The sequence below is a fragment of the Pedobacter steynii genome (assembly GCF_900103665.1).
Classification (GTDB): Bacteria; Bacteroidota; Bacteroidia; order Sphingobacteriales; family Sphingobacteriaceae; genus Pedobacter; species Pedobacter steynii.
Map to the genome: position 1 here is coordinate 193,326 of NZ_FNGY01000007.1, position 14,289 is coordinate 207,614.

Annotated in this window: 12 protein-coding genes and 1 pseudogene; 1 reads left to right on the top strand and 12 read right to left on the bottom strand. The window is 37.8% G+C overall.

The window, feature by feature from the left end:
* Window positions 1–305: 305 nt before the first annotated feature.
* The 8 genes and pseudogenes from BLQ87_RS20165 to BLQ87_RS20200 form a co-directional block, all read right to left on the bottom strand.
* Complete coding sequence (locus BLQ87_RS20165) at window positions 306–968, bottom strand: hypothetical protein (protein ID WP_083361969.1); 663 nt, start codon at window positions 966–968, stop codon at window positions 306–308.
* A gap of 326 nt (window positions 969–1,294) precedes the next feature.
* Entirely contained in the window at window positions 1,295–1,735 is a 441-nt protein-coding gene (locus BLQ87_RS20170) for a hypothetical protein (protein ID WP_074610373.1), read from the bottom strand.
* A gap of 623 nt (window positions 1,736–2,358) precedes the next feature.
* Window positions 2,359–2,502 (bottom strand): annotated as a pseudogene (locus tag BLQ87_RS34270) (RHS repeat-associated core domain-containing protein); the annotation flags it as partial.
* A gap of 14 nt (window positions 2,503–2,516) precedes the next feature.
* Complete coding sequence (locus BLQ87_RS20180) at window positions 2,517–3,320, bottom strand: hypothetical protein (RefSeq protein ID WP_074610375.1); 804 nt, start codon at window positions 3,318–3,320, stop codon at window positions 2,517–2,519.
* Window positions 3,321–3,330: 10 nt separating this feature from the next.
* Window positions 3,331–3,765 carry a hypothetical protein gene (locus tag BLQ87_RS20185; RefSeq protein WP_074610377.1) on the bottom strand — a complete coding sequence of 145 codons (435 nt, stop codon included), beginning with the start codon at window positions 3,763–3,765 and terminating at the stop codon, window positions 3,331–3,333.
* A gap of 289 nt (window positions 3,766–4,054) precedes the next feature.
* Window positions 4,055–4,555, bottom strand: a complete 501-nt coding sequence (locus tag BLQ87_RS20190) for a hypothetical protein (RefSeq protein WP_074610379.1) — start codon at window positions 4,553–4,555, stop codon at window positions 4,055–4,057.
* On the bottom strand, window positions 4,552–8,043 hold the full coding sequence (locus BLQ87_RS20195) for a DUF6443 domain-containing protein (protein ID WP_245723894.1): 3,492 nt from the start codon (window positions 8,041–8,043) through the stop codon (window positions 4,552–4,554). Before BLQ87_RS20195 ends, BLQ87_RS20190 begins: the two co-directional genes overlap by 4 nt.
* A gap of 20 nt (window positions 8,044–8,063) precedes the next feature.
* On the bottom strand, window positions 8,064–11,669 hold the full coding sequence (locus tag BLQ87_RS20200; RefSeq protein WP_074610383.1) for a DUF5977 domain-containing protein: 3,606 nt from the start codon (window positions 11,667–11,669) through the stop codon (window positions 8,064–8,066).
* A 439-nt stretch (window positions 11,670–12,108) separates the two neighbouring features.
* Here BLQ87_RS20200 and BLQ87_RS20205 point away from each other — a divergent pair, with 439 nt between their 5' ends.
* The gene (locus tag BLQ87_RS20205) at window positions 12,109–12,516 is read left to right on the top strand and encodes a Dabb family protein (protein ID WP_074610386.1); all 408 of its coding nucleotides are present in this window, start codon (window positions 12,109–12,111) and stop codon (window positions 12,514–12,516) included.
* Window positions 12,517–12,667: 151 nt separating this feature from the next.
* On the opposite strand, the gene BLQ87_RS20210 is transcribed toward BLQ87_RS20205, so the two are convergent.
* The 4 genes from BLQ87_RS20210 to BLQ87_RS20225 all read right to left on the bottom strand — a co-directional run bounded on the left by BLQ87_RS20210 (window position 12,668) and on the right by BLQ87_RS20225 (window position 14,259).
* Window positions 12,668–13,060: a hypothetical protein gene (locus tag BLQ87_RS20210; RefSeq protein ID WP_143010502.1), complete on the bottom strand. Its 393-nt coding sequence runs from the start codon at window positions 13,058–13,060 to the stop codon at window positions 12,668–12,670.
* On the bottom strand, window positions 13,048–13,371 hold the full coding sequence (locus BLQ87_RS20215) for a hypothetical protein (RefSeq protein WP_143010503.1): 324 nt from the start codon (window positions 13,369–13,371) through the stop codon (window positions 13,048–13,050). The genes BLQ87_RS20210 and BLQ87_RS20215 overlap by 13 nt, the downstream gene beginning before the upstream one ends.
* Window positions 13,372–13,450: 79 nt before the next feature.
* Complete coding sequence (locus BLQ87_RS20220; protein WP_143010504.1) at window positions 13,451–13,942, bottom strand: hypothetical protein; 492 nt, start codon at window positions 13,940–13,942, stop codon at window positions 13,451–13,453.
* Between the two features lie 8 nt (window positions 13,943–13,950).
* Entirely contained in the window at window positions 13,951–14,259 is a 309-nt protein-coding gene (locus BLQ87_RS20225) for a hypothetical protein (RefSeq protein WP_074610393.1), read from the bottom strand.
* Window positions 14,260–14,289: the final 30 nt, after the last annotated feature.

Here is a 14,289-nt window from a genome sequence, read left to right on the forward strand (position 1 = left end):
TCGCCAATAAAAAATATAAATTATTATAATTTTAATCAAAAATATACACGTAATATACGTGAAATGCCAGATTAAGCTTATTATAGAATAAATAATTTTCTGCTTTATACGCACACAGGAATCTTTTGAACAGGGAATTCATTTATTCTAAACACTAAGAAAGGACAATGAATTCTTTATCTCACTAACGAGGCCAGGAGAAAAAGCACCTCGATATTTTTAGGGGCCGATGACAATACCATCTTAATAACAAAAGCCAGGTACGATGACCAGGCTTTTGTTATTAAGATGAAAAACTTACTATTTTATTTTTTCTCCAAAGCCTGAAGCCTTCTTTCATACGCTTCATTCATAGCTTTCATTTCATTCAATTGTTTATCCTTGGCAATCAAATGAATGGTTAACTCTTCGATCTTCTGTAATAACTTTGCATTCATATCACCCAATTCTATTCCATTCTTTTTCACTTCAACAGCGGATGGAATCCCTGGCAAATGTCCGTTCTCTTTAATATACTTATCCGTTTCTTCGAGTGTAAGCAACTGATAAGATTTTTCGAATACATAATCCGGCCAAACTGTACTTTCTACCCTAATCTCTCTTGCCTTTATATTCCCCTCTACTGCAAGCTTAGCTGATGGATTAATAGTACCAATACCTATATTTCCGCCAGGCAAAAAGGTCATCATTGGGTTAGCGACATTGTTTCCTATAAACCCATACCCAAGTGTGCTAACGCCATTCACGACATCCCCAAAGGCCCATAAACCAATAAAGTCAGCAGTCCCATCCTGATTACTTAAGGTAAATCCCCGGCCAAATTTCCCCGTATAGTTTGGGAAATTATTTTTAATCTTTACCCCGTAAACTTCTGGACTGTTAAGGGAAATGGGAATGTTTACATCTTGTGCAAATAACTGACTGGATATACCAATCAAGAATAATGCTGCTGTGATTTTTTTAAGCATCTTAATTTTTAGCGTTTTATATTTTACCTATGTAAAAGTAAATAAAAAAACAGCAGGTGCTAACCCGTTCTATCGGGTCCATTCCATCAGGATCAATAATCCGATCAGCTTTTTTGAATAAACAGGGTCAATATCACTACCATAATCGTATCAGTTCTCTCTGCCTATTTAGTCCTTTCAAAATTAATATCCTAAGTACAGGATACTACAAAAATCAAAAAAAGCGGAAAAACAGTTAAAGTTTTTTAATCATATTCGTAATGTCTTTTCCATTATTGATTTATCGCTGGTCTTATTCCATTTCTCGGCTTCGACAGTCCTGAATATTATTGTTGAATATCCCCATTCATCCTTTTTAAAGTTGAATACTCAAAACCTAAACTAAAACAGTTTTTCTTCCTCCTATCATAAGACTTTAAGTTTGGAATACCATCTTCGACAGGAAAATCCTTTTTAAATAAAAATTTATTTGTGTCCAACTTATTTTCCAAAACAACGACATTATCCATCATTATTATCCAGTGCAAATTATCCCTTTTCCAACATCCGATTATTTCGTCACCTACATTTCTATCGATCTTACTAAGATCAATTTTTACAAAATTAGATTTTGGCACTTTATTATATTCACCGTCGATGATGTATCTTATATTGTTTTCTGTTATTACACTTATACATTGATCTTTCTCAGGAGAGTAAAAATGATAAGTACTACTTGTGCAACTAAATAAACACACACAGACGATTAACAACGATATTTTCAACATATAATTCTTTATTTTTTTAACTTGTACTTACCATATTGAAACCCAAGCCACTCAGCATCAACTGAAACTGGCGCTTCTCTTTCAGATACTATTCTTGGATTGCCAAATGGTCCAAATAACCCTTTACTCTTAATCCCTTGAAAAGTATCAAATCCGACTCTTGCAGCATCCCATGACAATCCCTTTCTTCCTGCCACCATTCCAGCGCCAAAATTCCCATAGTCCCTTGCAGAGCCCCATTCCCCATTTTTATCCTTACTCCCCCTATACCGATGTTGAAGCTCATTTTGATCAGATTTTCTTTCATCAATTCCTTTATCTTTCACGTCATATTTTTCACCGTTGGTGGCGTTCACCATATACGTCAGCAACCAAGGATCATCTTTTTGTAACTTATCAACGAATGCTTGTCCTTCGTTTGATTTTGGATCTAAAACAGCCCCTACTACAGCATTTCCTTTTTCATCAAGAAACGAGTTCGGGGTTTTCGACACACCCACAATTTCCGAGGTCCTTTTACCATCTTTATCGACGGCATAAATGGCTCTACTATTGTCGGCTTGACCACCAACGACAGTATAGGTTCCATCCTTATTTTTTTTAACATCAGTAGATGTCCCCTCCATACCATCTGGATCTATAAAACGAATTGGATTATTATAGACATAATTATATGGCGAATGCCTTCTCATCTTCTCTGCAAGCGGATCCACAACATTCCACCTTCCAATCACCGGATCATAGAATCCTGCCCCGTAATCGTACTGCCAAACAACTTCGTTTAATCAGAAAGGGGTACTTGGATAAAGTATTCTGTAGATAAAGCTTTACTATTATCCACATTTTTTACAGATTCAATAATGACTCTATCAATAAGACCATTCTTATATTTATATGCTCTGGTAAGGCAATAATTCTCAAACACAAACATATCTTTAATTATCCGCTCATCTTTAACACAAGTAGTTAATGACTTAAGAACTTCATTTATAGGAATTCCGTAGTTCATCAAAATAGACGGCACAGCATTAAATGTATATATGTTGACTTTTTCAGATCCAAAATCTTTCTTGTCAATATTTTTCGGGTCAGTCTTCAATATTACAAAGTCAATATCTGATAAGTATTCTTTTAATAGAGATAGCGAATCCTTTACATAAAAAGAATTGGAGCTATCTACCTTTCTAAGGATATTTGAACCATTACCTTTTAACAATTGCCGACTTAATATTTGATCTTTATCATCATATATATACTTTATGTGATCTTTAAGGTCGAAAATACTGAGACAAGTAGTACCATCTTTAAAACCTACTGAGGTATAATGTTTCTCTTCTACTATTTGTTGTTTTGAGTTATATGAATAACTTGTTGAATCAATTAAATTACAGCCCACCCGACTATATTCAGTTGTAATGATAAGATTCGATTTTCGATCATAGAAATTACTTTTAATAATTTTATTATGTTTTGTACTCGTATAGAACCCTTTTTTGTTCAAATACTTATCTATTCGTAAGACTCCTGCATCATTTTTACATGAAGCAAAAAAAACGAAAAACACAACTAGCACTTGAATTCTCATAATTGAAATATTATTTATTTACTTTCCAAAAAATTGTTTGCATATATACAGCAGAAGAAGTAAGTCGGATATTTCCTTTATTTAGCCCTTGGGTAGCCGTCTTTACCTGAGGCGCAACAAAATTCTTACCTATAGCTCCTTTCCATTTTGAATAATGATCATCTGAAATACTCCATCCCATTGTATTCATATGCAATTCAAAACGTCCCGTAGATTTCCGATTATCAGTACCAGGAAATAGCCCCTGCTCCGCACCATCCCATTGTGAGGCGCCATTACTATAATCTTTTCCTCCAAGTTGGGCATTTATTTCAGCAGCAACTGCGAATTGCTTTTTAGTCGCATTTCTTTCTGATGGAGACGCGTCTCTAAAAAGGTCTGCCTGCTCACTTTTACTTCCATAAGCCAAATCATTCTTTTCGTGAACACTTGCAATTGCATGCATTTCATTTTTTAGTTCGCCACTAATACCTGATTTATATGCAGAACTTTCACCATATATACTTTTTGTTTCAGAAAAATAAATTCAATATCACATTTACGCAGAAAAAATTCCGTTAAACACATTAATTAACTAATTATTTAATGTGAATTACATAAAGATATTTTTTATTTAATGAAATAAAAATAATTGAATAAAAAGCGTAAAAAATTCACGCATCAAAACATTTTATTTGCTTTTCAAACGTTTTAACCAGCATACCATACGAAACTCCCGAAGCTGAGCAGAAAGACTACCTTATTGACACTTCTTTTTTTGTAAGGTTAACCATTAGCGCTATCCTATTCTTCTCATAAAACTCTCCAAACCCAACAATGTAAGCTGTTTCCCAGCCATCAAAATTCTCTTTTGCCTGCCTTTTTTTTGCAAAATTCATTAGATTAATCAGGATAATACGATCTGAATCTGCATTTTGATAACCAACATACTGACGATTATATTTATACAGTGTCTTTTTTAGATGATCAGGTTTATATTTACCGGTCAAATCTATGTAGTTTACTCCGGCTATATTATTCGACAATAGTAATTCCGCCCTGGTTATCTCTTCAATCGAAGGCGTAAACCGCTTAGTGCCTTCTCCCAAAAGAATAGGAAGCTTGTGATCCAATGGAAATATAACCCCATCTCCACAATACATTTCTTTCAGGCTGACCGGAATTGGATTTTGACTATATCCTTGCAAAGTTGTAAACACAAAGAATACGATTAATACAAATTTTGATTTTTTCATTTCGTCGCTTTTTTGATCGCTCTATAATGATAAGGAAATATACCTATGCCCAATTTCTCAGAATAATTTGGACTATGTCTCGTATATGGCAAAAGGACACGGCCCACCCCCGCGCCATTATCTATACCGTAAAATTCTCTCAAAGGCAACCCATTTTCGGCCCTTATTCTATTTTCCCAATGGCTCGCATATTTTTCAGCATTTAAAACATCCCTATTGTCACTCATTTTAAACCATGTTTTATCGTCTATTGTGCCATCTTCAGCCCAATCCCAGGCATGACTAAGTTCATGCGCCAATCCAATAAAGCTTGATGTTGATCGGTTCCCATTAACATCCAATCCTCCCTCCGTACTTGATGGATTCCAAAATACCTGAGCGCCTCTATTTTTATTTGACTCTCCCTCTTGAACTAACACATGCGCTTTACTTTCCTGTACATTACCAACAAGCTCCTTCCCGGCATCGCCCCCTGTTCTTATACTATTTAATCCATCAACAGCCTTTTTTAAAAAACCTGTTAATCTGGTTGTTCCATCTTTATTGGTTTTAACCCCTGCACCTGTGTATTTGGATCCATCCTTATTATAAACGCCTCCGTTTTCATACAAGATGAGATTTCCCTTATGTACGATCCACAGTGAGTCTCCGTTAATGTCAATATTAAGTACCGGATTATTTGCTCCATATTGGTATGGAGACAAACCATCGTATTTTTCAGTGAATCTGTCAATCACATTAAATCGCCCAATCACCGGATCATAAAATCTTGCCCCGTAATCATATTGTTCTTCTAACTCTTCCTGAACCTCTTTTCCATTATAAAGATACTTATTTGGTCCTTCATGAACAATTTTACGCTTACCGAAAGCATAGTAATCATCTTTCTGTAATTCCTGGAGCTGTTTTGTATCCGGATGCTGATTGAAGCTAAACCTCACATTCCCCAAATGGTCAGTCAGGTTATATTCATAACTGTAGTTACCTGAATTGTTTCTGGCCAGTCCTTCTTCCGTGTGAATTACCTCAATCGCCCCATTTTGATATTCTATTCCTGAGACATAATCCCGGCTTATTCCGTTGCTTATTTTCTTTAGTTTATTTCCTGAGGCATCATAAGTATAAGCAAGATTTACGCCCATCTTTACCGCAGTAGCCGGAAGACTCAGTACATTATAGGTCAGTTTCACTCCCGTCCGCCCATCTGTTGTTACATTCCCGTTCTTATCATAAACGTAAGTTCCTGTATTCGATGGAGCTCCCGTATTCAATGGAGCTCCCGTAATATTCGTCAGCTGATTCCCGGCATAGTTGTAAGTCCCTGTTCCCAACCCATCCCTGTTCAGCGTTTTAATGTTCCCCATTACGTCATAACTGAGCATTTCACTCATCACCACTCCTGTACTGCTGCTACTGGTCAACTGGTTTAATTTATCGTAACCATAAGTGAATTTATTGGGAAAGATGCTACCGGCACCCCATTCCTGGTTTGCAATATTACCATTATACTGAGGGGTACTGCCATCATTATAACTCATACTCAGGCTAAACTGGTTGGACGTACTCGTTTTCATCCAACCGCGTTCATTATAAGCATATTGTGTATTCTGCAGATAACTTCCACCCTGATCGATACTATGCAACTCTTTTTTCAGCATCTGGCCGATTTCATTATAACTTAGTTTGCTCAGCACCACCTCTGCCCCACTATTAATCCGTTCCAGAGTAGCCAGTTTACGCCCCATATGGTCATACTCATAACGGTTAGCGATGGTGGTAACCGTACTTCCCCCTGTGTGCCTCCTGATACTTGTCTTTAACTCCCCCGCAAAGTTCCAGGTATTAAAGACTTCATCTGTTCCGTTCATATGATGCTGGCTTTTCGTTCTGATTACTCTGCCATCCACGTCATAATAAGTGGTACTCAACTGCATTGTGCTCAACAACGTTGCACCGGATCCTAACAAATTTGTTTTACTCCCGGTTGGTAAACTCTTCACCAACCCGCTTTCTCCTGTCGCAGGTCCCGAAAAACTATTGCCAAAAAACTGATAGTCATCGAAATAATTAATGGTATAATACGAACTGACCAAATTATGTTTAGGCAGTGTCTGATTGGTATACCCTGTCTCTGTTACACTCGCATTGGCATTATCACGACCCTCCCATAAAACCGGTTGTACATTGATATCGGTTTGCCAGGCTAAACGCGATAAGCTACTGTTGATGATCCCTGTCATGATCATTCTGCCAAATGCATCATATTTACTAAACAACCAGTTGTTGTCTTCTCTTTGCATTACGTCCTGAGTCAGCACAAGCTGATCCAGAATATTATACACCATGTACTCCCAGCCCTTACCTGGGATTTTCCTTTCGATCAGCCGCTTTCTTCCGTCATACCTGTATTGATAACAGAAGTCATCCAGAACAGTTTGTGAAGGCACAATGGCAGCATCTGCAGTAGCCCCTGGCGGCAGCACAAAACTGAGGTTCCCAAGGTCATCATACACATAATACGTAGAAAGGACAGTGATCGTTCCTACTTCATTTTTATTGAAAGTACGCTTTAACACCATTCTTCCTTCTTTATCTTTATACGCTTCCGTTGTTCCGGCTTTTCCATCAGCCGGCAGCCAGTTCTCATCCTTGCTAATGCTTAGATACAACTGACCAGCCCCATAATACCCTGTTCCTGAAAGTGTCCGCTCGTGGGTTTGACCAGGTCCCGCCACAGCATGATACAACCTGACTGCAAATCCTGTAGCCGAAGAATTCTGTTCTGAATTATTTGCACCATAAGTTAACTTTTGAGTATGACCAGAGCTCAGCTGCCATGTTGCTCCTGGTGCTCCCTGCTCCAACACTCTGCTTAAAGGAGATGCTTCAAACTGTGTTTCAGCGAAAGCGGCGCCGGGGATTCCGGTCACACCTGGTGCAGCCTGTGCGGTTGGGTTGTTATAAAAAATTCCCTGATCAGCAATGGCTGTCGCCTTATAACTACCGTTACTGATCGTCAAAGCCGAAGCATAAGGCAGGTATTTTTTGGGCTCCTGTCCAAATGCATCATAAACGGTCGGTTGAACGATATCTCTGAACCCAGGACTCCCCTTCACCAATATCGTTTGAATTGAACGACCAAGACCATCAAAATACTGTATGCTTTGACTTTCGTCGCAGACCGTCCGCTGAGCATTCACATTGCCCTCCTTAACACCCGAAACTTTAAAAGTCCGGGCTAAGATATAGTTCTGAGTCGTGCTTGGTGCAGAAACCAAGTCCAGGCATTCCTGAAAATTTGCACCAATAAAAATATGAACAGCGCTTCCCGAAGGAATGTGAAAACCAGGCTTAAGTGTGATGCTTTTGCTTGCCTTGATTTCGGACTCATTGGAATAGATACTTAAAACCCTATCTGCTTCCTGCGCGTTGACTACACTCATAGAGACTTGTAGAAAAACACCTAGTACAATTAAATTCTTTTTCATTACCGTCTTCATATAAGTCATCAGGATATCGGACAATCAGCTGTATTCGTTTCATAATAATTTTCACTTCTGGTACCATCAGACCATTCATAGTGATATGTACAACGGTAGCTCCCCGGTCTTATAAATTCAGAACTAACATTTACCCTTATTCCTGTTTCACAAACTCCATGTACCATTTTCTTATCGTCACCAGAGCAAACAATCGTACAGTTTCCATTTGCATTCGCATATGCCTGACCTTTTGAATTCACATCTGCCAGCGCCTTATTATCTGCATCGATCTGTGTATTGGAAGTGTAAGCTCCCTTCGCCAAACTATAATAAACCGAACTTCCGGTTTCCCCAGGCTGACAATTATTTTTAACAAATAACCTGCTAATAGCAGCGCTTTGAAAAACAGGATCAGGAACAGCTACACCTGCGTCTTTAAAAAAGTAGCTAAAACTCTTAACAATGTTTTTCTTGTTGTCCAGTATGTGCGCTAAACGTTGAAACTCATCATAAACATAATATACCGTTTGCCCTTTCGGATCAGTGCTACTTGTTACACCAACCAATGGCTGATAGGTATAGGTACTCAGCATTGCATCCTTCAAATTGACCGGATTACGCAATGGGGCAAGAAAAGCATTGACTTCAGCATCGGTAGGATTGCTCTTATTTGCAAAATTTTTGACTACTTCAGCGCCTCCTAACAATGATTCTATTTGCGAATATCCTGCATTTTCAACCATTGCGATGGGATATAGTCCGTTATAGGCACGAACATAACTGATCTTTTGGCCAGATTCTTTAGAAACAGAAAGTAAGTTCCCTTTAAGGTCATAATCATGATATCGAAGCCTAACCTCTTCTTTATTGTCCGCACTGCTAATCGTTCTGATCAGCTGAGGCAAGGCAATATTGGTTCTTGAATCATTGGCATAGTCATTTTTAATTTTCATAAAAGAGCCATTTTTTGTCTGACTTTCTTCTAAGACAATTCCAATCTGGTCTTTAGCAACCAGTAAACCTGCCATCGGACCAGAAAGATCCTGAGGGTACTTATACTCTACCGAGCTGACTGCCCCTGTGCTTGTTGCGACCGTCTTTTTTGTCAATTCCTTATGAAGGGCGTTGCCATAAAAATAATCTTTCACCGCCTTTATCGTCTCATTATTATTACCGTCATACTCAGATTCAGTTTCCTTTGTCAGCACATTCCAGGTAGATAAGTTGTCATAATATTGAATAATATACGTCGGATTAGTGGCTCCTGCGGTCATTGGAGATTGATATAACTTAACTCCTTTTAAGCTGGAAGAGACCTTCATCTCATATTCAGAACCCACCTTTTTGACTAGCTTTCCATTTACATCATAATTTAATACCAATGCGGCCCTCCCGTTTAAAGGTTCTGTTAGCGTCGGGATAAATGGAAATTCCGGAGTTACGCTTGGACTATTGTGGAAAAAGTATTCTGTTCTACCACCTTCTCCATTTTCTCCAATTAGCTCAGTAACCTTGCTATATCCTACAATCGTACCATTTGAATTCAATCCCGGAGCATAGATCGTATTAGACCCACGCCCAATGTAATACGCACCCATCGTGCAACCCGCTTGCCCTGGATTCGCTTCCACATAAGTATAGAAATCATATTTGGGCTGGATCATTAAAAAACCGGTGGTCTTCCCATCACTGGTATATTGAAACTTTCTTATATTTTTCTTTTGTCCATTCTCATAGTTGGCAATAGATTTGACCCTCAATCCACCGCCTTTTCTTTGGTTTAGTTTTACCTTTTTATCCCAGTTAACCGCAGCACTTGTGGAATATCCCTGTAAATACCGCACTTCTAATCTATAGGCACCAGGATACAGCTTCATATCCTTAAACTGCCTTGTACCACTTTCCATCCCACAGGTTGGATCCGGTTGAGAGGGACAAGGCCAGTTGCCCCAGGATTGAATGCTCCCATTTGGCAAATACAAATACACGAATTGAGTTTGAACCCCCTGCAATGAATTCGCATTTTCATCGAATTTCATATAGCCGTAATCCAGGCTAACAACAGCCGTGTCCGTCAAAGTAAAAGCAATAGAATTCTCATTCCATTCATTTCCAGGACGCGCAGCCGCAGTGACACCTACTCTTTTTTTCGCAAACCGGTCTTCCCCGCTTGGATTGGAATAGTCATGCAGTTCAAATTCAAATGCTGTAGTTCCACCTGTAGGATATTTAATAGAAGATATGACACCTGCCATTGGATAATTGTAAACGGAATCAGGTGTCCTGTTGGCACCTGGAAAAAACAGGTCTCCTCCTTCTACTGATTCGGCCTGCACTAAGATTTGATTATTTTGGCCATTATAATAGCCCCAATGATCAATAGCTTTCGTATATTTTTGAGGAACGCCATTTGGATTAGCATATGTAAATTCATACGGGGCGTTGGCCTTTCCCTTGTCCCCGTACTCGGTTATCCGATCTAATTTTAAGCGCCCGGAAGCATTCGCTGAACCGAAATAACTATAAGAAAGCACATACCGTTTCAACTGCTTTCCTGCTAAATCCCGAACGATAATCTCGCTGAGCTTTCCAGGCTTAACCGTTCCCGAATATTCGAGATCTTCCCGGTCAGTAGTAATGAAATCAACAGTACCTGAACTGGAAATGATTTGTTTTAAATTAACATCATGAATCAACTGCCTTGAAGCAGTATAGGCCTCCACAAAAGAAGGAAGCTGAACCGTATTTCCGGTACATCCTCCAACATATTTCAATACATTGTACAACATTTCAGTTCTATTAATCAGACTATAGCTTCTGGATTTCCGTTCATAGATAAATTTAACCACCTCCTTGTTTGGACTGACAATAGAATCCAGGTAACTGGCATTGTTTGCAAACCTTGAAAAATCCTGGCGGAAAGAGGCATTATCGCTAAGCTCAGAAGTACCTGAATAATTAAAGTCATCTGCAGCTTCTGTAGCACCGAGATAATACTTATACCCCTGAGGGTCGATCACCACCCAACGTTCTGAGATGCGTTCAATTTTTAGATTATTCTGTTGATCCATAAAAATCTTTTTGCCGTCACTATTTTTCCCAATTACAAATCTGCCTGAGTAATTACCGAAATTATAAGAGATGACATCGGGTTCTCCGTCATTTCTGTTCTTAGACATTTCGTCGAAATAATATTTATCAGGTCCTTCCGGTACCGTTACATAAAGTGGTATTGCTCCGGCAGTGGAATAACCATAATTTATAAAATCATCGCTCCCTCTTATCGTCTGAGTCACGACTCCCCCGGCCGATAGAGACCAGCCCAATCCAACCCAGCTTGCATTTTCAGCAACACGGGTCCCGCTACTGTTGTACCGGAGCGTTACGGGAATCGAATGGTTATTGGTCTTCAACTCGTACAGCGGGATAGAGATGTCGGGAGTTCCAGAATAATAACCAATCTGAGTAGCTCCATATACGCCAAGAGAGGCTGCAGTTGGAGAAGGAAGCGTTAGTTTGGCGGGAGAATAGGTATCACTCCATTGCGCCTGGCTACTAAAACGAATCGAACATACAAGCAAGAGAAATGTTACACTAAACCATGTTTTTCCGGGAGAACAACTGAGCGTCATAAATAATTAATAAAAGGTTTTACTAAATGAGGTTTTTAATCTAAATCAATTCTATTTTTTAACTATTGTATGAATTGACGATCATCCTCAATACCTGTATATTTTACATTTTACAGATCAGAATTTAACATCAACAACAATATAGATAGACTTGACAATCAACAGGCTACAAGTTATTAGATTAAATGCAATCTATAATAATTTATAAAGAAAAACAACATTAATATTTAACCATAAAGTTTATTTCCTGCTAAAAACTTACAATCATCAACAGCATTCACTTATACGACCAATAAATTAACTTATAAAACCCACCTAAATCATAAAAATAAAGAAAGCACACAATCGTAACTCAAATGATTCATGCGCATTCCGGACACTTATCCTGCATTTAGACAATTGCCTTGGACAACAATATTCTTTTTTCTATTTTGTGTTTATGAAGAAATCCAACCGAAGAAAATTTCTAGGAACAGCTGCAGCAATTGCAGTTGGAACTGCAGCAGCTGCGATGCCATTATCAGATAAAAACAAATTACAGCCGGTGGCACATCATGTATTCTTTTGGTTGAAAAATCCAGATTCGAAAGCTGACCGTGATCAATTGATTAAAGGAATAAAGACCTTGTCAAAAATAGAAACTGTTCAGAACATTCACGTCGGCATAGTAGCCAGCACAGAGAAACGTGAGGTCATAGACAGCAGTTGGAGTGTATCTGAGTTGTTATTTTTTAAGGATCTTGAAGGACAGGCGATCTATCAGACACATCCCTTACACCTTCAATTTATAAAAGACTGTAGCCATCTTTGGAGCAAAGTCCTTGTTTACGACATTATCGAGGCTTAATTCTCATTTTACCCGGTCCAATTTTATTGGATTGAATCTGATACTAAAGTGATTATTTATGTAGCTTTCAGCTTACCTTTTTACAGAATGAAAGATGTCTAATTCCAGATCACCAATAAAAAAATCAGCTGAACCATTAAGTAAACAGATATTAGGGCAGCGTTAAGAACATAGAGTCTATTACTTTTGGTTCAACCCCATCCTCTTTTAATCCGATTTTTAATACACCCTTGCCAACTGTCAGGAAAGCTATTGAATTATATCTATCGTAATGTTTTAATAAATGCTCTTCCCCTTCCTGGATCTTTCTAATTTGAATCCCGCTTTGAACCGTTGCATTTCCATTGACCCGATAGAAGGCTAAAGCATAGGGCTTTCCATAAATCCTAACAGTTCTTATCCGTTCATTTTCTACGGTCAGTAAATCAAAAGTTAAAAAGACATACCCAATATATCCTACTACAGAAAGTACGATTGTAAACAATATAATTTTTAAAGGTCCCATCGCTCTACTAAGCATTTTTAAGAATTTCAGTTCTTCCACTCTTCTATTTTAAAAGAAGTGATTACCGAATCCTTTGAATAAAAAAAAGTCAGATCTTTTGAATAAACAGGGTCAATATCATTGCCATAATCAACGGCAATTCTATAGCTTATTAAATTCGCTTCTTCATGATCAGGATTTCCTAAATATTTAACCAGCTGAGCACAATTTAAACCCAACAATTTATGATTCGTCGTCAAATCTTTAAGCATCAGAGGACGGTATATTGAAGGATATGCAGGATCAGATTGCCCGTTCCATTTGGTCTTTTCAAAATCAATATTCTGATTACAGGAGGAGATAAAAATCAAGATAATTATAACCTGGAGTACTTTAAACAAAGTTTTAGCAAAACTGATCATATTCTCTATTCGTTAGCATCTGGAATTATTATTTAGGTACTTCTTTCAAATAATAGGAAGATGCCGGAATCGGTTTATTTTTCCCGAAAACTTCATCAATCTCAAATTGTGCCTGAGTGTAACCCAATTCTTTAGATTTCAACAGGTAATACAATGCCATATTTTTGGTCGCCTCATCATTACTATAGAGACTAAGACCATCTATAGTAACCTGATCGTTCATTATCATAAATAAATGATAGTATGCTTGCGGGCATTTGTATTTATTGGCCATAATTAGCGCGTAGTAATAAAGTTCATACATCTGACTATGCAATAAATAAGCATTAGATATCTCGCCATAGGCTTTAAAGTCTCCTTCATGAATTGCCTTTTTCCAAAGCTTAAGCGTTTCTTCCTTGTTGGATATCAATTTAGTATGATGAGGAATCTCAGCGATAAATTGCTCTTTTTTTTCATTTTTACATGACAGCAATAGCATCGATACTAAGCATATAAGGAGAGAAACGTTCGTTTTCATCAGAAATTTTATTTAGAAAGAATCACTTCCCCAGTTTTATATTTGATCAGTTTATATATCAGCGATTCTTTTTCTTTTATCAAGGAATCACCTACATTCATTTTTTCATTAAACCTCCAACTCGTCGATAGACCATAAGATTTACCATTGACCACAACGGTAGGTGTGTTTTTTTCATTGTAATCGATCTTTTCTATCAATCCATTAAGTTGATATTTTTTCTCTTTTTTGTCAGATATTGCATCAAGGACCTTAAAACCTAAAAAAAATAAAGATCCAATAATTAAATACTTTTTCAGTTTGTTGTTTTCGCTCATTTAGCACTTAAATACTTTACGACTAAAATT

Excerpts from the sequence above, each read along its gene's own strand:
- BLQ87_RS20200 (WP_074610383.1), bottom strand. The coding sequence starts at position 11,669 with ATGACGCTCAGTTGTTCTCCCGGAAAAACATGGTTTAGTGTAACATTT.
- BLQ87_RS20225 (WP_074610393.1), bottom strand. The coding sequence starts at position 14,259 with ATGAGCGAAAACAACAAACTGAAAAAGTATTTAATTATTGGATCTTTA.
- BLQ87_RS20180 (WP_074610375.1), bottom strand. The coding sequence starts at position 3,320 with ATGAGAATTCAAGTGCTAGTTGTGTTTTTCGTTTTTTTTGCTTCATGT.
- BLQ87_RS20220 (WP_143010504.1), bottom strand. The coding sequence starts at position 13,942 with ATGAAAACGAACGTTTCTCTCCTTATATGCTTAGTATCGATGCTATTG.
- BLQ87_RS20165 (WP_083361969.1), bottom strand. The coding sequence starts at position 968 with ATGCTTAAAAAAATCACAGCAGCATTATTCTTGATTGGTATATCCAGT.
- BLQ87_RS20190 (WP_074610379.1), bottom strand. The coding sequence starts at position 4,555 with ATGAAAAAATCAAAATTTGTATTAATCGTATTCTTTGTGTTTACAACT.
- BLQ87_RS20170 (WP_074610373.1), bottom strand. The coding sequence starts at position 1,735 with ATGTTGAAAATATCGTTGTTAATCGTCTGTGTGTGTTTATTTAGTTGC.
- BLQ87_RS20195 (WP_245723894.1), bottom strand. The coding sequence starts at position 8,043 with ATGAAAAAGAATTTAATTGTACTAGGTGTTTTTCTACAAGTCTCTATG.
- BLQ87_RS20185 (WP_074610377.1), bottom strand. The coding sequence starts at position 3,765 with ATGCATGCAATTGCAAGTGTTCACGAAAAGAATGATTTGGCTTATGGA.
- BLQ87_RS20205 (WP_074610386.1), top strand. The coding sequence starts at position 12,109 with ATGAAGAAATCCAACCGAAGAAAATTTCTAGGAACAGCTGCAGCAATT.